Consider the following 21,589-nt stretch of genomic DNA (forward strand, 5'->3'; position numbering starts at 1 on the left):
TAGATAAAAATGGAATTCAAATTCGGAGGATCTGAATACAATCAAAGAACGGTGCTGGGACACCCTTCGGGCCTATTTATATTATTCTTTACTGAAATGTGGGAGCGTTTTTCCTACTACGGTATGCGAGCCCTATTGGTCCTTTTCCTTACCTCTTCAATAATGGATAATGGTTGGGAATGGGCTAGAGCAGACGCACTCGAGCTTTATGGCTGGTATATTGGGCTTGTTTATATCACACCAATTATTGGTGGATTAATAGCCGATAAACTTCTGGGATACCGTAGAGCTGTTGTTCTTGGAGCGTTAATAATGACTCTAGGTCACGCTTCTATGGCTCTTGAAGGATTTACAAATATTTTTTTCTATCTGGGACTGGTTCTTTTAATTTTGGGTAACGGGTTGTTCAAACCGAATATTTCGTCCATGGTAGGACAGCTCTACAAAACTGAAGATAAAGAAAAAGATGCTGGTTATACTATTTTTTATATGGGGATAAATGCAGGTGCCTTTCTGGGGATTCTGCTTTGTGGTTATATTGGTGAAAATGTAGGATGGCACTGGGGATTCGGTCTTGCTGGAATTTTTATGTTCTTTGGTATGTTGCAATTCTATTTTGCTCAAAAAATCTTCGGAAATATAGGTTTGAAACCAAAAAAGGATAAAGATGATTATGTAGATGATCATACAGTAAAAGGTGAAGTAGAAGATAGCGAGGGCAAAGCGATAGTAGACGATAGTTTAGATCAATCAAAAAAACCTGAACCTTCTCCTGTCGTTAAAAGAGATAGAATTATTGTAATCTCCGTATTCGCATTTTTTACAATATTCTTCTGGTGGGCATTTGAGCAAGCAGGTGGTTCTATGACCATATTTGCAGCTGACTATACCGATAGAGAGTTAGAAGGTGGCCAGGCGCTTACTTTTAAGATTATAAATACAATAATTACCATAGTACCACTATTGGTAATAACTTATGTTCTATTAATGCTTTTCCGTCAAATATTTGGGAGATATGCTAAATCTAATATCTTTTTAGGTTTAAGTTTTGCGATTATTTGGGGAATAGTGATCTGGATGCTATATAGAGAATTTAGTGCGGATAGTGCAGAGGTTCCTGCTTCTTGGTTCTCTGTTCTAAACTCGCTATTTATAATATTATTAGCTCCTGTTTTTTCTAAGATTTGGGAAAGCAAATACAATCCATCAGGACCAGTCAAATTTGGTATTGGATTAATCTTATTAGGTATTGGATTTTCAGCATTAGCCTACGGAGCAATGTCTATTCCAGACGGAGCTGAGACAGCCGCAGTTAGTATGATATTTTTAATCGTAGCTTACTTTTTCCATACTGTTGGAGAATTATGTGTTTCTCCTGTAGGTCTTAGTTATGTAAGTAAACTTTCACCACCAAAATTAGTTGGTTTAATGTTTGGAATATGGTTCTTGGCTAATTTTATAGCTGGTATCCTTGGAGGTTATACCGGTGGAGCTATTGACAGTATTTCTGAGAAATATGGACTATCAGTTTTCTTCCTGATCTTTACTATAATTCCCGTGGTAATGGGACTTATTATGATCATGATCAATAAGATCCTTATTAAGAAAATGCACGGTATCAGGTAAACTTGCTGATATTAAAATAGAAAAGCGTTCCTAATTATTTAGGAACGTTTTTTGTTTTAAATCTTTTGAATTAAATTTAAGCCATGAAAAATATACTCTTTTTAGTCATTATAATTTCCTCTTTTTCAGTCATTCAGGCTCAGGAAATTAATTGGATGAGTATGAATGAAGCTTTGGAGGCCCAGAAGAAAGCTCCCAGAAAGATTTTTGTAGATGCCTATACCACCTGGTGTGGCCCCTGTAAATTGCTGGATAAAAATACCTTTACTAATAAAGACGTCGTTAAGTATATTAATAAGCATTATTATGCCGTGAAATTCAATGCGGAAGGTAATGAAGTAATAAAATTTAAGGATAAGGTATTCAAAAATCCAGGTTACGATCCTGAAAAGAAGGGTAGAAATGCCGTTCACGAGTTTGCGATTGCCATGGGAGTGAGCGCATATCCTACAATGGTATTTTTTGATGAAAATGCTGGGTTTCTAAGTCCGGTAAAAGGATATCTTACGCCGCAAAAACTGGAAATCTTCCTGAAGATCTTCGCTACCAATGATTACAAGCAGGTAAAGACAGACGAGGAGTGGAAAAAATATCAGGAAGAATTTGAAGGTACTTTTTCAAGTTAGACATTATTCATTTTTAATAATTAATGCTCCCTTTTCGCCGGTATGGTGAAAAGGGATTTTTTGTTTTAGCGCAGTGTTTTTCCATTTTTTAATATAAGAGCTGTAATTGCTTCCATCTGCAATGATCTGTTCAGGAGAATACATAGTGAGCAACCTATCGAGATTGATCCTGGGGGAGTTCCTTAATATTAGAAGCTGGGGTTTAAAATTGTTTAATCTATAATTCCCAGCAGTGTCGATAACCAGGCTAAGTTTACCAGATAGGTTGATGATATGCGGCAAATTTTGGTAGGCAATATTTTCAATTTGCCTTTCCCTTAAATAATCGTTCAGAATATTAGTATTATTTAGCGAATCTGAATAAATTTTGAGTTCATCTCCAACCTTTTCTCCTAGAACTGACTGTCTTGATTTATGAAATACGATCGATTCATTTTCAGGAATACTAATTTTGGAATAGAAGGTAGCTGCCTGGAATATAAGGATGCTAATAAGTAGGAAACTTAAACGATAGAAATTCAATTTCCTGATCAGAAGTAATACTGAAAGTACAATCACATAAAGGCTTAGATTCTGTAGAAGACTTAATCTAATATTCGAAATTACGAATGCATCAAATTCAGCGATCTTCCCAATGAATTCATTTAGAATTCTTAGTAAAAGACTGAATGCATCTTCCAGGAAACCAGGTAGAATTTTCAATGAAGCCATCAGAATTACAGTGATTCCAAAAATTAAAATAAGCCCCAGGAATGGTAAAACTAAGAGGTTGGTTACTAAGAACAGGCCTGGGAATTGATGGAAATAATAAATACTCAAGGGAATAACCCCTATTTGGGCTGCCATACTTACCGAAGTTAACTTCCAGAAGTAGTCTATTAACTTAAAGTCTGAACTGAATAATCTATAAATGATTGGTTGAAAAGTGATAATACTAAAAACAGCCAGATAACTTAGCTGAAATCCAACCTGGAATATATAGTAGGGGTTTATCAACAAAAGAAAGAATAGAGACAGGAAAAGACTGTTAAGACTGCTGGTCTTTCTTTTTAATTGCAGTCCTATAGCAAGAAATGAAAACATACAAACCGCTCTAACTACCGAAGCACTTAAACCAGTTAGAAAAGCAAAACTCCAGAGTAGAAGAATTATCAATAAAGCTTTTATAATTTTACCTTGTCTTACCTTTTCTATAGGTTTGAATAAAAAATTAAGTAGTATTAGAAGGATGCCAATGTGTAATCCCGAGATGGCCAGGATATGAATTGCACCTGCAGATGCATAATCTTTATAAAGTTTGTCACTTACATCTCTGCGTTGCCCCAGGATCAGCGCTTGAAATACTGCTAACTCATTTTTTCCAAAATCAAGATCTCTTAAAATTAAAATGATCTCTTCTCTGGTATTCCAGGCCAGTGATCTAATATTGGATTCATATCCTGTTCTTTTTAGCTCTGGAATATTAATTTTCAGCTGTCGCTCTACCTGAAGGTTGGTCATATAATCCTGGTAACTGAATTGATATGGATTTAATGCAGCATTGATCTGTTCAGTTTTCCAGGGAATCAAAATCATGCTACCAGGATTTATTTCTGTTGTGATTAAAGAGTCATGATTTATGTTCAGTAGAATTTTACCATTGATAGCATTTTTAGAATTCTGACTTATTATCTGCCTTGCTTCGACAATGAATTTTTTTGAATAGGCAGTTGGTTTTAATTCTTCTAAAATTTTGCCGTGGAGAAAAAGACTATCGGTTTCCTCTATATTATGGTTTAGAAAATGCCTTGGCTGGTTTTCTGGTTTATTGAAATAGGCTGTTGAAAAGCCCAGGAAAAAGATAAGGGAATAGGTTGTGATACCGGCCAGAGCATCCGGGAATAGTGTTTTTTGAGCCCTATAGAAGTTGAATAGATAAAGAACCAGGATAAGAATCCCGGTAAATAATATTTGAGCTTTGGTAATCTCAACAGTAAATGCAAGCAAAATACCTGCGATAAGGTAAATAGCTAGTCTTAGAAATATAAACTGAAAGTTTTTCACCTGGAGTGATTTGCCTTCAGAAGGTAATTAAAAATTAGATCACTCGCCTGGCCATTACGAAATTATTATGCCAGTAAGATTCTGATAACGAAGAAATTATCACGCCTCTGGAGGAGGATGAATGAATAAAATAAATTCCATCTTCATTTACTTCTACCACCAGCCCCACATGATTTATCACTTTTCGATTTTTGTTGGTTTCGAAGAATAGGAGGTCACCCACACTAACTTCTTTAAGGTATAATCTTTTGCCCTGGAGCGACATATCTCTCGATGTTCTGGGCAAAGGAATTCCTTCTTCCTGAAAGGATACATATACCAAGCCCGAACAATCCATTCCTTTTTTGTCTGTCCCTCCATATTTATATCGAGTACCTTCAAATTTCTTTGCAGTACGAATTACCTTATAAGCAATTTTATCTTCTGGTTGGGCAGTAGGATCATGCTTAAAAGGTTCTGCAACGTTTTCAGTTCTCTTTTTTTCTTCTTTTTTAGTTGTAACCACACTGCTACGTGAAGATCCACAGGAAGAAAAGAATATTGCTATAACCAATATTGAAGAGATTTTTAAAAGAGACTGTCTGTTCATCTTCCTAATTTTTAATTGTCCTGTTTTGCCGAAGCTGGGTGGTTTACCATAACGCCGTATACTGGATTTTCTTTTATTCAGAGATCTTATTATATATCAGTTCGGCGGTATTTTTACTAGCTCCTTTACCACCAAGACGTTGTTCTAATTCAAAATAATCACTGAAGATTCGCTTGCGGTTTTCTTCTTTCAGAATCTTTTCAAGCTCGAGCTTTAGGTTTTTTGAATTGAATTCATTCTGAATAAGCTCTTTTACCACCTCACGATCCATGATAAGGTTCACCAGTGAAATATAATCAAGATCGATAATACGCTTTGCAATATTGTATGAGATAAAGCTTCCTTTATAGCAAACTACTTCCGGAACTTTAAAAAGTGCGGTTTCCAGGGTCGCCGTGCCTGATGTTACCAGCGCGGCATGAGAAATTCCCAGTACATCATAAGTCTTATTCATGATAAGTTTGATGTTAGATTTCTTCATAAAAGTATGATAGAATTCTTCATCCTGGCTCGGTGCTCCTGCAATCACAAATTGATAATCCTGGAATTCTGTGGTAACACTAAGCATTACTTTTAGCATTTTTTCGATCTCCTGTTTTCTACTTCCGGGCAGCAATGCTATAACCGGTCTGGAGTCCAGGTCGTGATTTCTTTTGAAAGATTCGGTATCTACGGGAGGCCTGTTCTCGATTGCATCCAGCAAGGGATGGCCAACGAAATGTACCGGGAAACTATGCTTTTCAGTATAAAATTCCTTTTCAAAAGGGAGGATCACATACATCTCATCCACATCCCTTTTTATCTTCTTGATCCTATTCTCTTTCCAGGCCCAGATCTGCGGAGAAATATAGTAATGCGTTTTATACCCTTCTTTTTTTGCCCATTCTGCAATACGCATATTGAAGCCGGGGTAGTCAATAAAAATGATGACATCCGGTTTGTATTCGCTAATATCCTGCTTGCAGAAACTTATATTTTTGAAGATGGTTCTAAGGTTCATGATCACTTCAGAAAAGCCCATAAAGGCTAGTTCTTTGTAGTGTTTCACCAAAGTACCGCCTTGGTTTTCCATTAGATCACCACCCCAGAATCGAAATTCAGCATTTGAGTCTACTTCTTTTAAAGCCTTCATTAAATTCGAGGCATGCAGATCTCCAGAAGCTTCACCGGCGATGATGTAATATTTCATGTTATACGAATTTATAGATTGCTACAGCCACTGCAATACTTACAGTTGCCAACAGGACGCCGCGTGCGTGATAATTTTGTTTCTTTTTAAGGAATACAAAGAATGGAAGAAAATTAAGTACTGCTCCTAAAGCAATGATCTTCCCTAGATAATCATTGGCAACGGCATCTTTCAGGGTTGCATCGATATCGGCATTTGAAAGCAGGGAGATGTATAGCATCACACCGGCAATATTTGCGGCTATCCCAGTTAGAAATCCGGTAAAAATATTTTGTTTAATCATTAAGAGACCAGCTACTTAAATCTTTTATAAAATGATGTGCGGTTAGATCGAATTGAACAGGAACCACCGATACATAGCCTTCTTCAAGAGCTTTTTCATCAGTATCATTTCCTTCATCCTTATTTACAAAGGTTCCGGTTAGCCAGTAATATTCACGTCCCTGCGGATTCGTTCTTTTATCAAATTCTTCTTCCCAATGGGCATTTGCCTGTCGGCATACTTTTATACCTTTTATTTCAGTTTCTGATAATTTCGGGATATTCACATTTAAAACAACACCTTTTGGTAAGCCATTCTTTAGAACGTTTTTGGTGATAGTTTTAATAAACTTTCTTGTTGGTTCAAAGTCAGCATTCAATGAATAATCCAGGAGTGAAAAACCTATAGCAGGTATTCCTTCTATTCCGGCTTCCACGGCGGCGCTCATTGTTCCTGAATAAATTACATTAATAGAGGAGTTGGAGCCATGATTTATTCCACTTACGCAAAGGTCTGGTTTTCTATGCAGGATCTCCTGAGTGGCAATTTTCACACAATCGGCTGGAGTACCAGAGCAGCTATATTCCTTGTGCTTGTAACTCTCTTTGATCGTTACCTGCTCACAAAAAAGAGTGTCGCTTATAGTGATGGCATGTCCCATACCGCTTTGCGGGCTATCTGGAGCGACCACGATCACATCTCCTAATTCTTTCATAACATCTACCAGAGTCCTTATTCCTGGAGCAGTTATACCGTCATCATTAGTTACCAGGATAAGTGGTTTATTCTTATTCATGCATAATTATTTGGTTCTGCTAAAATAAGAATTTAAATAAGGAAAGCTTATATTAGTGCTATCACAAATTAGTATCGCCTATCTAACTTATTGGCACAGTTTTTACTATACTTATGGTAACCAAACGATGACGAAATTTAAACGAATTATGAAAAGGAATATCAAGATCATAGCAGTTGTTCTTTTAATGGCTGCTGCCTCATGTAGCTTTACCACTAAGAAATTTGACGATCCAAACAAGGATAAACTTCTTATTGACCTTATTACTTATGTTCTTAACCAGGGACATTATGATGCGAAGGATATCAATGACAATTTTTCAGCGAATGTATATGAAGATTACCTGGAAGGATTAGACCCTTCTAAACGTTTTTTCTATGCTGAAGATATTAAGGAATTTGATGCTTATAAGAGTAAAATAGATGACCAGATTAAGGGAAAGAACATAGACTTTTTTAACCTTACTTATGGCCGTTTGGGAAAAAGAATGGAAGAAGCCAGGTCTCTTTACAAAGAGATCCTTTCAGAGCCATTCAATTTTGATGAAAATGAGAAAATTAATACGGACTATGATAGTCTGGAATATGCATCTTCTAAAGATGAAATGAAGAAGAGGTGGGAAGAGCAATTGAAATTCAATACACTTATTACCTATTACGATCTGAGACAGGATGAGAAAAAGAAGAAAGAAGATGATGCGTCTTATGAAATGAAATCTGATGCAGATCTTGAAAAAGAAGCCAGGGAAACCACACTTTCTAATATAGACAGGTATTACGATTTTACAGACGACCTGGAAAGAGAGGATTATTTTTCAGTATATATCAATGCGATCGTAGAAGAATTTGATCCGCATACTTTCTATTTCGCTCCGCAAGACAAGGATAGATTTGATATTGCCATGTCTGGTAAGTTAGAAGGAATTGGTGCCAGATTAATTAAGGATAGTGATGATATTACTATAACTGAAGTGATCTCTGGTGGGCCGGCCTGGAGAAGTGAAGAAATTGGTGAAGGAGATGTTATCCTTAAAGTAAAACAGTCAGATGAAAAAGAGGCGGTAAGTATCGTGGGAATGAGGCTGGATGACGCTGTTGATCTTATTAAAGGCCCTAAGGATACGAAGGTTACCCTTACAGTTCGTAAAAAAGTAATGGGTAATATTGAAGAAGTTACTTTAACTCGTGACGTGATCGAAATCGAAGAAACTTATGCCAAGTCATCTATGGTTAAAAAGGATGATAGAAGATATGGGGTGATCAATCTTCCTAAATTCTACTTTGATATGACCGATTATGATGAACGTAATGCGGCTTCAGATATCAAAGAGGATATTATTAGATTGAAGAAAGAAGGAATGGAAGGCCTTGTGCTTGACCTTAGAAATAATGGTGGAGGATCTCTTAAGACGGTGGTAGATATCGCAGGGATGTTTATAGAAGAAGGTCCAATTGTTCAGGTGAAATCTAATGGTGCCAGAAAAGAGGTACTTAAAGATGAAGATCCTCAGGTACTATGGGATGGGCCATTGGTTATCCTCGTAAATGAGCTTTCTGCTTCAGCTTCAGAAATTCTGGCTGCAGCAATGCAGGATTACAAACGAGCGGTTATCATTGGTAGTAAACAAACTTATGGTAAAGGAACAGTTCAGAATGTAATAGACCTTAACAGGTGGCTTCGAAATAATGAAATGGGAGATATGGGAGCACTTAAGATCACCACCCAGAAGTTCTATCGTGTAAATGGTGGTTCTACTCAGCTTGAAGGAGTTAAAAGTGATGTTGTGGTTCCAGACAGATATAGTTTTGTGGATATAGGTGAGAAAGATCAGGAAAACCCTCTTCCATGGGATAAGATAGATGCGGCAGATTATAGTATCTGGAATGGTTATGTAGGATACGATGAAGCTATTGAAGCTAGTAAGAAAAGAATGAGTACAAACGATCAATTAAAGCTTATCGAGGAGAATGCGAAGTGGGTGAAAACTCAGAGTGAAGATAGCAGCTATCCTTTAAATTATGCTGAATACGCTCAGCAGGCTGAAAAAGATAAAGAAATGGCTAAGCAGTTTGATGCTATAAAAGATTATAAAACGAATCTAACTTATACTTCACTACCATATGAAGAAGAGCTTTTCACTACAGATACTATTCTGAAAGAAAAAAGACAGAGATGGCATGAGAGTCTAAGTAAAGATGTTTATATAGAAGAAGCCATCAATGTGCTTTCTGATATTCAAATGAACAATATCACCAGAAATAAACTGGCAGATGTTGACGGAAAGACTAAGGTTAAGAACTAGTAGAAATTATATAATGAAAAACCCGGAAGCAACCTTCCGGGTTTTTTTATGCTTCCTATTTAATAATAATTAGTTCCTTAATTTTGGGGTCTAAGAATATGACATTCAATAATAATTATATTACCTGATGAAAAGAAAATATATCTATCCTGTGCTCATTTTGGCCGTGGCAGCAATCCTTCTTATGGCCGATAAATGTTCCTAGTAAGAAAGTCGGTCTGAGTCCAGCTTTATAAAGATAAATAGCAAGATTGTGAATCCCCATAATCCTGAACCTCCATAGCTAAAGAAGGGTAGTGGAATACCAACAGTAGGGAAAATACCTATTACCATTCCTATATTTACTAGGAAGTGAATAAATAGAATTCCTATGACCGAGTAGCCATAGACTCTATAAAACTGATTCCGTTGTCTTTCGGCAAGTATCAAAAGCCTTAATAGGAGAGCTACGAATAGAAGCACAACAATTGAACTACCTAGAAAACCCCATTCTTCTCCTACTGTGCTGAAGATATAATCTGTATGTTGTTCTGGGACAAAATGCCCTTTGGTTTGAGTTCCTTCGGTCCAGCCTTTACCCAGCCAGCCTCCACTACCAATAGCTATTTCACTTTGGTTGGTATTGTAGCCTATTCCACGAGAGTCAACTTCTTTCCCAAGTACAATATTAAACCTGTCCCGGTGCCTTTGTTCGAATACATTTTCAAAAATGTAATTTACAGAGAAGCTCAGCCCAATTGAAATTATCGCAAATAAGGTTATTAGTACTCTCCCTGGTCGCTTTTTTCTTTTTCTGAAGAACATTATCAGTCCAATTGCCAATACGCCAACAGAGACCCATATTGGGCCAACTACAAGGGTTAGAATGAATACGGCTACTGCTGATAGTCCTGTAACTAGATAAAAGCCAGACAAGCCTTCCCTGTAAAGAGGAAAAAAGAACGCGGCATATACCAGGGCACTACCTGGATCAGGCTGCGGGACAATTAATATAGCAGGAATGGCAATTATGATAAAAGCTTTAACCTGGTGGCTAAGCTTTCTAATATTTGTTTGAATATCACTTAGATATTTGGCTAAGGCCAATGCAGTTGCGAATTTCGCGAATTCAGAAGGCTGAACACCAAAACTCCCGAAGGAATACCACGATGTGGCCCCGGAAATTGTTTTACCAAAGACAAAGAGACCTACCAGAGAAAGCAGGGAAATTATATAAATAACACTTGAAAAACGCTGGTAAAATTTAGCCTCTATTGAAAGAACTATGACGATAAGAAATATACTTAAACCAATAAAAAGGGCCTGTTTTCCGTAAGGCTGACTTAGATCTAAAAAATCGCCGGTACTGGATCCTAAAGAAGCTGAATAGATATTAGCCCACCCAAAAGTGATTAATGCCAGGTAAATAAAAATGCTTATCCAGTCGAATCCCGCGTTACTGTTACTCATTTACTGATTAATTCTGAAAGGTTCTCCACTAACGGGTTTCGCATATTCATCCTGTAGGCTGTGGCTTAAGATCCACTCTTCCATATCGGTTCTGGTAATGGTGCCTTTTAAGTACTTCTCTATCATTAAACTTGCCATTCTTCCAGCATATCTACTTCCCCAATAACCGTTTTCCACAAATACCGCGATGGCAATTTTAGGGTTGTCTACCGGTGCAAAGGCAACGAAGATAGAGTGATCTGTAAGCTGAACTCTTTTGCCATCTATTTTGGCAAAATTTTCAGCGGTACCTGTTTTTCCGGCTATTTCTATTCCGGGAATTCTTAAAGTTGAAGCGGTTCCGCTTTTATAAACCTCATGCATTCCTTCCACTACAGGATCAAAATGCTTTGCGTCTATAGTTGTATAATTCTTTTTAGTGAATTTTTCTTCTTTAATAGGTTGCCCGTCAATTTCTTTCAGAATATGAGGAGTGTAATACCAGCCTTTATTACCTATAGTCGCAGTCATATTTGCTAGCTGGATTGGAGTCATTAGAACTTCACCCTGTCCTATTGCATTAGATAATGTTGCGGAGGCATACCATTTATATGTGGGGTAGTCATAGATCCTGTTATAATAATCTGAATCTGGTATTTTGCCTGGTCTGCCCGTACTAAGGTCATTTCCCATGAATTGCCCCAGGCCGAAGCTCTTAAGGTGCATGTTCCAGGTATCCATACCTTCTTGCGGACTAGGATATTTTTCAATAATTCTTCTGTAAACATTAGCGAAATAAGCATTACATGATTGTGCGATACCAGGTATCATAGATAAGGGGCTTTTGTGTGCATGGCAACCGAGCTTTCTCCCTCTACCATAGGTATATCCATGATTACATGAAAAACTATCATCTGTATCTACCACACCTTCCTGAAGACCTATAAGGGCATTTAATGTTTTAAACGGTGATCCTGGAGGATATTCAGCCAGAAGACCACGATCATACAATGGTTTTGCTATGGAGTCTGAATATAATTCCCAGTAATTTCTGGAGCGGCTCCTACCAACAAGCATTGCTGGATCATAGGTTGGAGCACTTATGAGGGCAAGGATCTCTCCGCTTTGTGGATCTAAAGCAACGATTCCGCCACGCTTATTTTCCATTAATTTCGTTCCGTAGCCCTGGAGGTCACTATCTATGGAGATCGTAATATCCTTACCTTTTTCTGGTAATGTATCATAGATGCCTTCCTTGTATGGGCCGATATCCCGGTTAAATCTATCCTTCTGAATATGCTTTACACCTTTTACCCCACGTAGTAATTCCTCGTACTGGCTTTCTACACCCGCACGGCCAATAAGGTCACCAGAAATATAATATGGATTCTCGTTAACTATTTTCTGATTCACTTCGGCGATATAGCCCAGAACATTGGCGCTGTGGTTTACCTGGTAATCACGAAGTGATCTCTTTTGAATGTAGAAGCCTTCATATTTCCTCATTTTCTCCTGTAGGATTGCATATTCACTTTTGGTTAATTGCGGAATAACTACAGAAGGGAGCATGGGAGAATATATCCTTGCCTTATCTAATTTTTTTTCCAGATCTTCCCTGGTTAGGTTAAGAATATTACAGAATTCGGTGGTATCAAAAGGTTTCAGGTTTCTGGGAATCACCATGACATCATACGAAGGCTGGTTGGAAACCATAAGTTCACCAGTTCTATCATAGATATAACCCCGTTGAGGGTAATCATACACCACTTTAATGGCATTATCCTGTGATCTTATTGCTAGCGAAGTATCTACTATTTGAAGGTAAAACAATCTTCCTATGAAAATGAGACCTGTAGTCAAAATAGTTATGTAGAGTAAAACTTTTCTCATCGATACTTTTTACTAAATAAGGTAAGGCTTAAAAGGGTTAGGGTTACTGTGAATATACTGGAAAATAATGTTTTTTTCAGTATAAGAAGTATATGGTTTATGCTAAACATTTCCAAGGAGAATAATACAAAATGATGTATTAAAACCATTAAAAAAACATAGCTCAATTTTGATCCAAACGGTGTAGCAGCCAGTCTTATATTCTGGTGATCATAGCTTATCCCGAATGAGAATCTCAATAGATTTGGTCTAACAAAGGCTGCAACCAGACATGCAGCAGCATTAATTCCGCCGCTGTCTTCAAATATGTCTACGCTTAATCCTAAAAGAAAAGATAGGAAAAGAAACAGGCTTTGATTCCCTGCAAATGGGTAGAGGATTATGAATAATACGTATAGGTACGGATTTATATATCCGGCAAAATTGATATTGTTCAGGATTAGAACCTGTAAGAATACAAGGATGATGAACCTGGTGATATTTGAAAAGAGCTTACTGTTCATCTACTTCCTGCAATTTTTCTATTTCCTCCTTGTTAACGTTCTCTATGATGTATACATAACCAATGTTGGTCATGTCATTAAACAATTTAATGTTTATGGTGTAATAACTCTGGGTCTGGTCAAGCGTGAAATCCTCTATACTACCAATAGGTAATCCTTTTGGGTATATCAACGAGCGCCCACCGGTAATTATGGTGTCCCCTTTTTGAAGTGGCGCTTGTCTAGGAACATCTATTAGCTGGACAATATTTGGATCTTTACCATCCCAGACTAAACTTCCAAAATGGTTTGTATTGTTTAACTGGGCATTTATCCTGGACCTACTGTTCAGTATAGAAATTACACGGGAATATTCGTCGTTAACACGGTCTACAATCCCTACAATTCCCTGACTGGTGATCACCCCGAATTCCTGTTGAATACCAGATTCTTTTCCTCGGTTCAGGGTAAGATAATTGTCTTGTTTTGAGAAGTTATTATTGATTACTCTGGCTGTTCTAAAAAGATAATCTCCTTCAAACGAAGTACTGTCCAATTGCTTTTCTACTGAAATGCTATCGTGAATATTAGAAATTATATTTCTGAGCTTATTGTTTTCTTCGAGAAGTCTTTCATTGTATTCATCTAGGTGAAGATAAGTGTTAATATTGTTAGACCAGGAGTATACACCTCCAGTTACAAAATTAGCCGAACTTACAAACCTGCTTTTGTGAAAAGCGTGATTCTGAATAGTTAAGTAAACAGATACAACAAACAGGATTAAGAATAAAATTGAATTCTTATTCCGTATAAGAAAGTTGAAAATCTGCTGCATAAATTACGCTTCTCCTACTTGATCAAAATCCCTTTATATCTGCTCAGGGTTTTCAGGGTTATTCCTGTACCACGAACAACAGCCCTTAACGGATCTTCGGCGATATAAACCGGAAGATCTGTCTTTTGAGATAACCTTTTATCCAAACCTCTTAACATAGAACCACCACCAGCTAAATAAATACCGGTATTATAAATATCGGCAGCTAGCTCTGGTGGAGTTTGAGAAAGAGTTTCCATAACGGCATCCTCAATTCTTAAAATAGATTTGTCCAGTGCTTTAGCAATTTCACGGTAAGAAATATTTACCTGCTTCGGTTTACCTGTAAGAAGATCTCTACCCTGAACGCTCATTTCGTCTGGCGGAACCTCTAGATCTTCTGTAGCCGCACCGATCTGAATTTTAATTTTTTCCGCAGTACGCTCACCAACATACAGGTTGTGTTGCGTTCGCATATAATAAACGATATCGTTAGTGAATACATCACCGGCAATTTTAACCGATTTATCACAAACAATACCTCCCAGAGCGATCACTGCAATTTCTGTAGTACCACCACCTATATCCACGATCATATTACCCTTAGGTTGCATGATGTCAACACCAATACCTATAGCTGCGGCCATAGGTTCGTGAATAAGGTAGACCTCCTTACCATTTACCCTTTCTGCACTTTCCTTAACGGCACGCATCTCTACTTCAGTAATACCTGAAGGAATACAAATAACCATTCTTAAGGCCGGAGTAAATAGTTTCTTTTTTAGCGCGGGTATTTCCTTGATGAACATAGTGAGCATCTTTTCACTCGCGTCAAAATCTGCAATTACACCATCTTTTAACGGACGTATGGTTTTGATGTTCTCATGAGTTTTCCCCTGCATCATGGCTGCTTCTTTACCTACGGCAGTAATTTTGCCGGAAGTTCTATCTCGCGCCACTATTGAGGGGCTGTCTACAACAACTTTATCGTTATGTATTATAAGGGTGTTGGCTGTACCTAAGTCGATTGCAATTTCTTCAATGAGAAAGTCGAAAAATCCCATAGTGTATTTTAAGTATTGAGGTTCGGGTAAATGTACTAAAATTAATGTTTAAAATGGCGTGTTCCTGTCATCACCATTGCGATATTATTTTCATTACAATAATCTATACTCAGCTGATCTTTTATGGATCCTCCGGGTTGGATTACTGCGGTGATACCAGCATTTCCAGCAATTTCCACACAATCAGGAAAAGGGAAAAATGCATCACTGGCCATAACGGCACCATGCAGGTCAAAATCAAATGACCTTGCTTTCTCTATACTTTGGGTAAGGGCATCAACTCTTGAAGTTTGTCCTGTTCCACTCGCACAAAGTTGTTTGTTTTTTGCTAAAACGATGGTATTCGATTTAGTGTGTTTGCAAATTTTAGAAGCAAATATCATGTCAGATAACTCATTATCTGAAGCTTTATTGCTGGTTGCTTGTTTAAGATCTTCGAGGGCATCTGTTTTTTGATCCTTATACTGGACCAAAACACCATTAAGACAGGTTCTTACCTGACTTTCTGGAAGTTCAATGTCTTTCAATACAAGCAGTATTCTGTTCTTTTTACCTTTCAGGATTTCCAAAGCTTCTACTGAATATGATGGAGCGATCACCACTTCACAGAAAAGTTTGTGGATTTCTTCAGCAGTTTCGGCGTCAATTTCCACATTGCTAATTAGAATTCCACCAAATGCTGAAACAGGATCTCCTGCCAGGGCATCTACATAAGCCTGGTGAATCGTGTCACGTTGAGCAAGTCCACAGGCATTATTATGCTTCAAAATCGCAAAAGTTGGAGCTTCACCTTTGAACTCGTTCATTAGGTTTACAGCTGCATCTACATCTAATAAGTTGTTATAAGAAAGTTCCTTACCGTGAAGTTTATCGAAAACAGCCTCAAAATCACCGTAAAAAGTTCCTTTCTGATGTGGGTTCTCCCCATATCTAAGTTCTTTTCCTTTTAATTCACTTTGTTTAAATGAACTCACTTCTCCTTCTACATTAAAATAATTGAAGATTGCAGAATCGTAATGTGAAGATATGTTGAATGCTTTTGTAGCAAATCTTTTTCTATCGGCAATATTGCTTTCTCCGTTTTTCTCATTTAAAAGATCAAGAAATTCCTGATAATCATCCACAGATGATACGCAGGTAACATCTTTGAAGTTTTTCGCTGCGGCTCTAATTAATGAAATACCTCCAATATCGATCTTTTCGATAATATCCTCTTCAGAAGCTCCAGAAGCAACTGTTTTTTCAAACGGGTAAAGGTCCACGATCACAATGTCCAACTGCGGAATTTCGTACTGTTCCAGTTCTTTTACATCTCCTTCATGATCCTGACGATTCAGAATTCCGCCAAAAACTTTTGGGTGTAGTGTTTTTACTCTTCCGCCTAAAATTGAAGGATAGGAAGTAACATCTTCTACCGGAATCACATTTATTCCGAGATCTTTGATAAATTTCTCGGTTCCTCCCGTAGAATATATTGTGATACCCAGATCGTTAAGTTTTCTCACGATAGGTTCTAAGCCATCTTTGCTAAAAACTGAAATTAAAGCAGATTTTGCTTTTTTTAATTCGCTCATTGTGTTGTGTTTGTTGATGCTGCAAAAGTAATTATTTAAGCCAAATCTATAAAGACGATTGCGGTGAATTATTAGTAATATTCTAGATATCGTTTGCGATAAGATTTCCTGGGCGTAGAATGCTTAATTCTTATTCAAATAATCCCAAATAATTCGAATTACAATTAAAATTTGTAACACTTTTGGGGTGATGGCGTCATATCTTAGAATTTATAACCGGCAGGCACTATTATGCTAATTTATTTACGCGTACTTAAGGAAAGCTTCAATTTTGCGATTAGCGCACTTAAGAATAATCGGCTTCGAACTTTCCTCTCTTTACTGGGTGTTACCATTGGTATATTTTCAATAATTGCAGTTCTTGCTGCAGTAGATTCTCTTAAGAAAGATATTACCGGTAGTTTAAGTGCATTGGATAACAGTACTGTTATTGTGATGAGGTTTAAATTTGGACCTTCAGATATTCCACGTTGGAAGAGAGAGCAGTTTCCAGATGTTACTTATGAAGAATATCAGTATCTCAAAAAAAGTCTTCCCGATCTCGAGGCCATTAGTTTTGCATTAGGGGTTCCGGGTGGAGCTGCACTAAAATATCAGGAGGTAACCACTACTGGTGTAGACATAGGTGCGGTTACTCATGAATATTATGATATTGAAGCATTTGAACTGGAAGAAGGCAGGTTTTTTAACGAGCCGGAAGCCGTAAGTGCCTCAGGTGTGATCGTTTTAGGTCATGAGATCGCTCAAAACCTTTTTGGAGAATCTAATGGTATTGGTAAAGAGATCAGGATTTTTGGTAGGCGTGCTACCGTTATTGGTATTCTTAAAAAGCAAGGTCAATCTCTATTTGGTGGATCTCGTGATGGACAGGCCTTTGTACCGGCTAATTTTGCCAGGAGGGTCTATGGAACTACTAAAGGAACAGTTTTCCCACAGATTGTTATGAAACCTGAAGATGGAGTAGACAATGATGAATTTATGTCTATTGTTGAGCAGCAGCTGCGAAATATAAGGGGAATAAAAACAGGTGAGATAAATAACTTCTTTGTAAACCAAATGCAAGGTGTGGCAGACTTTATAGATAACATTACAGGGCAGCTTAATATTATAGGCCTGGTGATAAGCGGATTTTCACTTCTCGTGGGCGGGTTTGGAATTGCTAATATCATGTTCGTGAGTGTAAAGGAAAGAACAAACCTTATTGGTATTCAAAAATCCCTGGGAGCCAAGAATAAATTCATTCTTTCTCAATTCTTATTTGAAGCAGTTATTCTATCTGTAATTGGAGGTTTGGTAGGCCTGTTTTTAGTATGGCTCGTATCAATAATAGCTTCACAGTTTACTGGTGATTTTGAATTTGTGCTCTCACCTTTTAATATGATGATTGGTACAGCGGTATCGGCAGTAATTGGATTGATTTCAGGATTAATTCCTGCAATTTCAGCTTCTAAACTCGATCCTGTTGAAGCTATAAGGACCGGATTCTAAATCTTTCGTTAAATTCTTCTGAAATTCCCACAAGTATTAGCATAAATTATTCTAAAAAGTTTTAAAGTTAGTTAAATACTTAATTGCCAATGATTAGCTGGTGTATTTTTGAACAAAAGCAATCGATATGGGAAATGATATTGAAAAGGATTATGCATCTTCTATCATGCAATTAATAGGATTTTTTATATTCCTCTTAGTTATTATTGCATTTCAATTCTAGAAAATATTTGAACTATAAAGTTCAAACTTGCCTACACGCTATAAAAAAGAAAAGCCTTCAAATTTGAAGGCTTTTCTTTTTTATTTCAATTAAAATCTAGAGAATCTTTGAAACATTTTCATTAATCCATTCTAGGAATAACTCATCCTCATGAGAAAATGGGTCTTCAGTATGACTGTCTATGTCTATTTGACCAATATTTTCACCATTCACAAAAAGCGGAATAACTATTTCTGCTTTTACATGAATACTACAGGCAATATAATTGTTCTGTGCCTTAACATCTGGCACTACAAAATTCTTATTTGAAACTGCTACCTGACCGCAAATTCCACGACCAAATGGAATGATCTCATGATCTGTAGGTTCACCGGCAAAAGCTTTTAATTTCAGTTCCTCCTTGTCCCCATTTCTAAAATAAAAACCAACCCAGTCATAATAAGGAATATTGGTTTCAAGAACCTCACAAACTTCGGTAAGTCGCGCAGCAACATCCTTACTTTCGTTTTGAAGTATATCTTCAATCTGTGGTTTTAGTTTATCAAAAGTCATATTAACAATCTTTAGTGCAAAAGTATTCAATTTCTAATGTAATGTGAGCCTCTGTTTTCTATAAATTTGTTAAAAACCCCGCTGAATTTGCTCGATTTAATTCGGAAATATCGTCTAGTATTACGTTTCATTTTTATATTCATTGGGAGTTATTTTCTGTTTTCCAGTCTGTACAACGGTTTCTTGATCCTTTATGATTCAGAAAATCCGGTTCCCGATCCCATAACCCAGTTAGTGGCCAGGCAAAGCGGAGACCTAATGGAGTCTATTGGATATGAAAATGTGGAGGTGGTAATGCATTATACCGGCCTGTCCATGAAGCTTATGGTCGATGATTATTTTTTAGCCGGAATCGTTGAAGGATGTAATTCGGTAAGTATCATAATTCTCTTTACTTCATTTATCCTGGCATTCTTTGGGCAAACCCGGTCTACTCTTTTATATTTATTTGCTGGTTCTGTAATTATCTATGCGATCAATATTCTAAGAATTGTGATCCTGGCAGTAGGTATTTATGAGTATCCGCAATATTCCGGATTTATGCATTCCATATTTTTTCCACTTGCGATCTATGGGACGGTCTTTATTCTTTGGTTGATCTGGGTTAGAATTTATTCAAGATGGAAAAGACAGTAAAAAAAAGATATCGTATTGCAGAAATAGGGGTTTTGATCCTTATGCTTGCGGCCATACGCTTTTTTGAGGAGGATATTTTTTACGACCCTCTTATAGACTTTTTCAAATCAGATTATTTGCTAGGTATCATACCGCCAATGGATATGGCTAAGCTTATGATTAACCTTACCCTAAGGTATTTCCTGAATACAGCAATTTCCCTGGCTATAATCTATATAGGTTTTAGAGACCTTAATATTTTGAAGTTTTCAGCTATACTATATGCCTTTCTTTATGTTTTAGCAACAGCAGTATTTATCTTTTTAGTTTTAAATATTGAAAGAGAACATTACCTGGCATTATTCTATGTGAGAAGATTTCTTATACATCCTTTATTTCTTCTTATCCTATTACCTGCTTTTTATTATTATAGATTAAAAGAGTTTAAGAAGCCTGATGAAATCTAAATGTCCATTTCATCTTTGTGCTCCATTAACCACTTTTTAAAAGTCTGTAATTCGGGATTAAGTTTTCTGCTTGCATTTACATCCCTAATCGTGCAAAAATATTCTTCTTCCTCAACTTTGAATTGAAACATATTTCCAAGGTCATCGGCTCCCGGGAAGTCGAAATTCCTATATACTTCAGCAGGTACCGCATTATATTTTACTTTCTTCCCATATACTTCAGAAAAAATTTCTGCCATTTCTTTACCGGTAAGTTGCTCCCCGGCTATAGCAACGATCTTATTTTTAAAGGTGTCTCCTGCCTTGAAAATTCCATAGGTGCATTTGCCAATGTCTTCTGCAGCAATGCCCGGCAGTACTTTATTATCCATAGGGAACGTTATTGCAAGTTCACCATCTTCCCCTTTTTGAGGAGCCATCCCGAAATGGATAAAATTATCCCAGTAAAAGGAAGTGAATAAAAGAGTATAGGGCACGCCACTATCAGAAAAATATTCGTCGGCTTCTCCTTTACCATCAAAATGCGGAACCTTATATTTCTCCATCAAGGTGGGCATCCTATCATCATCGAGTGGGATCCATTTTCTGGTATCTTCAAGTGTGGACCAGATAACATGTTCGATGCCTGCATCTTTTCCTGCTTCGGCCATGTTTTTAGCTTGCTGCATTTCTTTCTCTGGAGAAAAGTGTTCCCAGAAATTTGTTACGCAAAAAGCACCATAGGCTCCTTTAAAAGCTTTGGTGATACTTTCTTTATTATCGATATTTGCTTCAACAACCTCGGCGCCCATTTCCTTCAATTTCTTTGCTTTTTCGGACGATGGGTTTCTGGTAATAGCTCTTGGTTTGAATCCTCCATTGGGATCGTTTAAAATCGCTCTAACCAAACCGCCACCTTGTGCACCCGTTGCACCTACTACAGCAATGATTTTCTTGTTTTTCATTTCAATAATTGTTTTAAGGGGTTGATTTACATAAAGTTACGTATATTAAATCAAAATTCAAGATTGAAAGTTTTTTCAAAAAAAATGAAATTATAGTCCTTGTTTTCTTGTTAGATTTGTGAAGTTATTTTACAGAATTTCAGGCATTAATGCTGATTATTAAAAAAAATGTACTTTTGTAACTAGTGAAAAAAGCTTTTCAACATATTATTTCTTTGAGCATGGCCTTTATGGTGATGTTGTCTACCACGTCATTTACGGTAGATAAACATTTCTGTGGAAGTCACCTGGTTGATAAAGCGGTCTTCTCAAAAGCGAAGACCTGTGGTATGCAAATGAGTGCAGATGCAGAAACACATTGCTGCACTAATGAGAAGGTAGAAGTAGAAGGTCAGGATGAATTAAAGATGTCATTTGATTCTTTCGACTTTGATCAGCAATTATTCATAACCACATTTACTTATTCTTATTTGAATCTGTTTGAGAGTTTACCAAAACAGATCATTCCATTTAAAGATTACTCTCCCCCTTTACTGGTCTCTGATATACAATTGGAAGATCAGGTATTCCTTATTTGATAGTTGAAATTTAGATCTTAAATCCACTCAATTTTTG

General features: G+C 37.0%; 20 protein-coding genes. 7 read left to right on the top strand and 13 right to left on the bottom strand.

The features are described from left to right. Window positions 1-9 precede the first annotated feature (9 nt). Window positions 10-1,626 (top strand): peptide MFS transporter, encoded by a 1,617-nt coding sequence (locus tag G530_RS0114775; protein ID WP_026935264.1) that lies wholly within the window; start codon window positions 10-12, stop codon window positions 1,624-1,626. 83 nt (window positions 1,627-1,709) lie between these two features. Continuing rightward, on the top strand, window positions 1,710-2,252 hold the full coding sequence (locus G530_RS0114780) for a thioredoxin family protein (protein WP_026935265.1): 543 nt from the start codon (window positions 1,710-1,712) through the stop codon (window positions 2,250-2,252). 3 nt (window positions 2,253-2,255) lie between these two features. On the opposite strand, the gene G530_RS0114785 is transcribed toward G530_RS0114780, so the two are convergent. From G530_RS0114785 to surE, 5 genes are all read right to left on the bottom strand, one after another. Further along, window positions 2,256-4,295, bottom strand: a complete 2,040-nt coding sequence (locus G530_RS0114785; RefSeq protein WP_026935266.1) for a ComEC/Rec2 family competence protein — start codon at window positions 4,293-4,295, stop codon at window positions 2,256-2,258. A gap of 34 nt (window positions 4,296-4,329) precedes the next feature. Next, complete coding sequence (locus G530_RS0114790) at window positions 4,330-4,884, bottom strand: C40 family peptidase (protein ID WP_035716571.1); 555 nt, start codon at window positions 4,882-4,884, stop codon at window positions 4,330-4,332. Between the two features lie 73 nt (window positions 4,885-4,957). Further along, window positions 4,958-6,073, bottom strand: a complete 1,116-nt coding sequence (lpxB, locus tag G530_RS0114795) for a lipid-A-disaccharide synthase (protein ID WP_026935268.1) — start codon at window positions 6,071-6,073, stop codon at window positions 4,958-4,960. A 1-nt stretch (window position 6,074) separates the two neighbouring features. Further along, window positions 6,075-6,356, bottom strand: a complete 282-nt coding sequence (locus tag G530_RS0114800) for a hypothetical protein (RefSeq protein ID WP_026935269.1) — start codon at window positions 6,354-6,356, stop codon at window positions 6,075-6,077. Further along, on the bottom strand, window positions 6,349-7,131 hold the full coding sequence (surE, locus tag G530_RS0114805) for a 5'/3'-nucleotidase SurE (RefSeq protein ID WP_026935270.1): 783 nt from the start codon (window positions 7,129-7,131) through the stop codon (window positions 6,349-6,351). The genes G530_RS0114800 and surE overlap by 8 nt, the downstream gene beginning before the upstream one ends. A 148-nt stretch (window positions 7,132-7,279) precedes the next feature. On the opposite strand from surE, the gene G530_RS0114810 reads away from it, so the two are divergent. Beyond that, entirely contained in the window at window positions 7,280-9,433 is a 2,154-nt protein-coding gene (locus G530_RS0114810) for a carboxy terminal-processing peptidase (RefSeq protein WP_035716572.1), read from the top strand. Window positions 9,434-9,634: 201 nt separating this feature from the next. Here G530_RS0114810 and rodA read toward each other — a convergent pair whose 3' ends face one another. The 6 genes from rodA to purH are packed head-to-tail and all read right to left on the bottom strand — an operon-like array spanning window position 9,635 to window position 16,685. After that, window positions 9,635-10,882 carry a rod shape-determining protein RodA gene (rodA, locus tag G530_RS0114815; protein WP_026935272.1) on the bottom strand — a complete coding sequence of 416 codons (1,248 nt, stop codon included), beginning with the start codon at window positions 10,880-10,882 and terminating at the stop codon, window positions 9,635-9,637. Beyond that, window positions 10,883-12,751, bottom strand: a complete 1,869-nt coding sequence (gene mrdA / locus G530_RS0114820; protein ID WP_026935273.1) for a penicillin-binding protein 2 — start codon at window positions 12,749-12,751, stop codon at window positions 10,883-10,885. Further along, on the bottom strand, window positions 12,748-13,254 hold the full coding sequence (locus tag G530_RS0114825) for a hypothetical protein (RefSeq protein ID WP_026935274.1): 507 nt from the start codon (window positions 13,252-13,254) through the stop codon (window positions 12,748-12,750). The genes mrdA and G530_RS0114825 overlap by 4 nt, the downstream gene beginning before the upstream one ends. After that, window positions 13,244-14,068 carry a rod shape-determining protein MreC gene (mreC, locus tag G530_RS0114830; RefSeq protein WP_026935275.1) on the bottom strand — a complete coding sequence of 275 codons (825 nt, stop codon included), beginning with the start codon at window positions 14,066-14,068 and terminating at the stop codon, window positions 13,244-13,246. The genes G530_RS0114825 and mreC overlap by 11 nt, the downstream gene beginning before the upstream one ends. Window positions 14,069-14,082: 14 nt before the next feature. Beyond that, a complete protein-coding gene (locus tag G530_RS0114835) occupies window positions 14,083-15,111 on the bottom strand; it encodes a rod shape-determining protein (RefSeq protein WP_026935276.1) in 1,029 nt (342 codons plus the stop codon). A 41-nt stretch (window positions 15,112-15,152) separates the two neighbouring features. Beyond that, window positions 15,153-16,685, bottom strand: a complete 1,533-nt coding sequence (purH, locus tag G530_RS0114840) for a bifunctional phosphoribosylaminoimidazolecarboxamide formyltransferase/IMP cyclohydrolase (protein ID WP_026935277.1) — start codon at window positions 16,683-16,685, stop codon at window positions 15,153-15,155. A gap of 231 nt (window positions 16,686-16,916) precedes the next feature. On the opposite strand from purH, the gene G530_RS0114845 reads away from it, so the two are divergent. Then, on the top strand, window positions 16,917-18,173 hold the full coding sequence (locus tag G530_RS0114845; protein WP_026935278.1) for an ABC transporter permease: 1,257 nt from the start codon (window positions 16,917-16,919) through the stop codon (window positions 18,171-18,173). A 319-nt stretch (window positions 18,174-18,492) separates the two neighbouring features. On the opposite strand, the gene G530_RS0114855 is transcribed toward G530_RS0114845, so the two are convergent. Further along, complete coding sequence (locus G530_RS0114855) at window positions 18,493-18,948, bottom strand: GAF domain-containing protein (RefSeq protein ID WP_026935279.1); 456 nt, start codon at window positions 18,946-18,948, stop codon at window positions 18,493-18,495. A gap of 87 nt (window positions 18,949-19,035) precedes the next feature. Here G530_RS0114855 and xrtF point away from each other — a divergent pair, with 87 nt between their 5' ends. Further along, window positions 19,036-19,584 (top strand): exosortase family protein XrtF, encoded by a 549-nt coding sequence (gene xrtF, locus G530_RS0114860; protein ID WP_026935280.1) that lies wholly within the window; start codon window positions 19,036-19,038, stop codon window positions 19,582-19,584. Then, window positions 19,569-20,030 (top strand): exosortase F system-associated membrane protein, encoded by a 462-nt coding sequence (locus G530_RS0114865; RefSeq protein WP_026935281.1) that lies wholly within the window; start codon window positions 19,569-19,571, stop codon window positions 20,028-20,030. Before xrtF ends, G530_RS0114865 begins: the two co-directional genes overlap by 16 nt. Here G530_RS0114865 and G530_RS0114870 read toward each other — a convergent pair. Continuing rightward, entirely contained in the window at window positions 20,027-20,974 is a 948-nt protein-coding gene (locus G530_RS0114870; protein ID WP_026935282.1) for an NmrA/HSCARG family protein, read from the bottom strand. The genes G530_RS0114865 and G530_RS0114870 overlap by 4 nt on opposite strands. 185 nt (window positions 20,975-21,159) lie before the next feature. Between G530_RS0114870 and G530_RS0114875 the strand changes: the two genes are divergently transcribed. Then, on the top strand, window positions 21,160-21,552 hold the full coding sequence (locus G530_RS0114875; protein WP_026935283.1) for an HYC_CC_PP family protein: 393 nt from the start codon (window positions 21,160-21,162) through the stop codon (window positions 21,550-21,552). Window positions 21,553-21,589: the final 37 nt, after the last annotated feature.

The organism is Christiangramia echinicola DSM 19838 (assembly GCF_000423065.1).
Taxonomy (GTDB): Bacteria; Bacteroidota; Bacteroidia; order Flavobacteriales; family Flavobacteriaceae; genus Christiangramia; species Christiangramia echinicola.

Coding starts and splice junctions, on each gene's coding strand:
- G530_RS0114775 (WP_026935264.1), top strand. CDS start 10: ATGGAATTCAAATTCGGAGGATCTGAATACAATCAAAGAACGGTGCTG.
- G530_RS0114780 (WP_026935265.1), top strand. CDS start 1,710: ATGAAAAATATACTCTTTTTAGTCATTATAATTTCCTCTTTTTCAGTC.
- G530_RS0114790 (WP_035716571.1), bottom strand. CDS start 4,884: ATGAACAGACAGTCTCTTTTAAAAATCTCTTCAATATTGGTTATAGCA.
- lpxB (WP_026935268.1), bottom strand. CDS start 6,073: ATGAAATATTACATCATCGCCGGTGAAGCTTCTGGAGATCTGCATGCC.
- G530_RS0114800 (WP_026935269.1), bottom strand. CDS start 6,356: ATGATTAAACAAAATATTTTTACCGGATTTCTAACTGGGATAGCCGCA.
- surE (WP_026935270.1), bottom strand. CDS start 7,131: ATGAATAAGAATAAACCACTTATCCTGGTAACTAATGATGACGGTATA.
- G530_RS0114810 (WP_035716572.1), top strand. CDS start 7,280: ATGAAAAGGAATATCAAGATCATAGCAGTTGTTCTTTTAATGGCTGCT.
- rodA (WP_026935272.1), bottom strand. CDS start 10,882: ATGAGTAACAGTAACGCGGGATTCGACTGGATAAGCATTTTTATTTAC.
- mrdA (WP_026935273.1), bottom strand. CDS start 12,751: ATGAGAAAAGTTTTACTCTACATAACTATTTTGACTACAGGTCTCATT.
- G530_RS0114825 (WP_026935274.1), bottom strand. CDS start 13,254: ATGAACAGTAAGCTCTTTTCAAATATCACCAGGTTCATCATCCTTGTA.
- mreC (WP_026935275.1), bottom strand. CDS start 14,068: ATGCAGCAGATTTTCAACTTTCTTATACGGAATAAGAATTCAATTTTA.
- G530_RS0114835 (WP_026935276.1), bottom strand. CDS start 15,111: ATGGGATTTTTCGACTTTCTCATTGAAGAAATTGCAATCGACTTAGGT.
- purH (WP_026935277.1), bottom strand. CDS start 16,685: ATGAGCGAATTAAAAAAAGCAAAATCTGCTTTAATTTCAGTTTTTAGC.
- G530_RS0114845 (WP_026935278.1), top strand. CDS start 16,917: ATGCTAATTTATTTACGCGTACTTAAGGAAAGCTTCAATTTTGCGATT.
- G530_RS0114855 (WP_026935279.1), bottom strand. CDS start 18,948: ATGACTTTTGATAAACTAAAACCACAGATTGAAGATATACTTCAAAAC.
- G530_RS0114865 (WP_026935281.1), top strand. CDS start 19,569: ATGGAAAAGACAGTAAAAAAAAGATATCGTATTGCAGAAATAGGGGTT.
- G530_RS0114870 (WP_026935282.1), bottom strand. CDS start 20,974: ATGAAAAACAAGAAAATCATTGCTGTAGTAGGTGCAACGGGTGCACAA.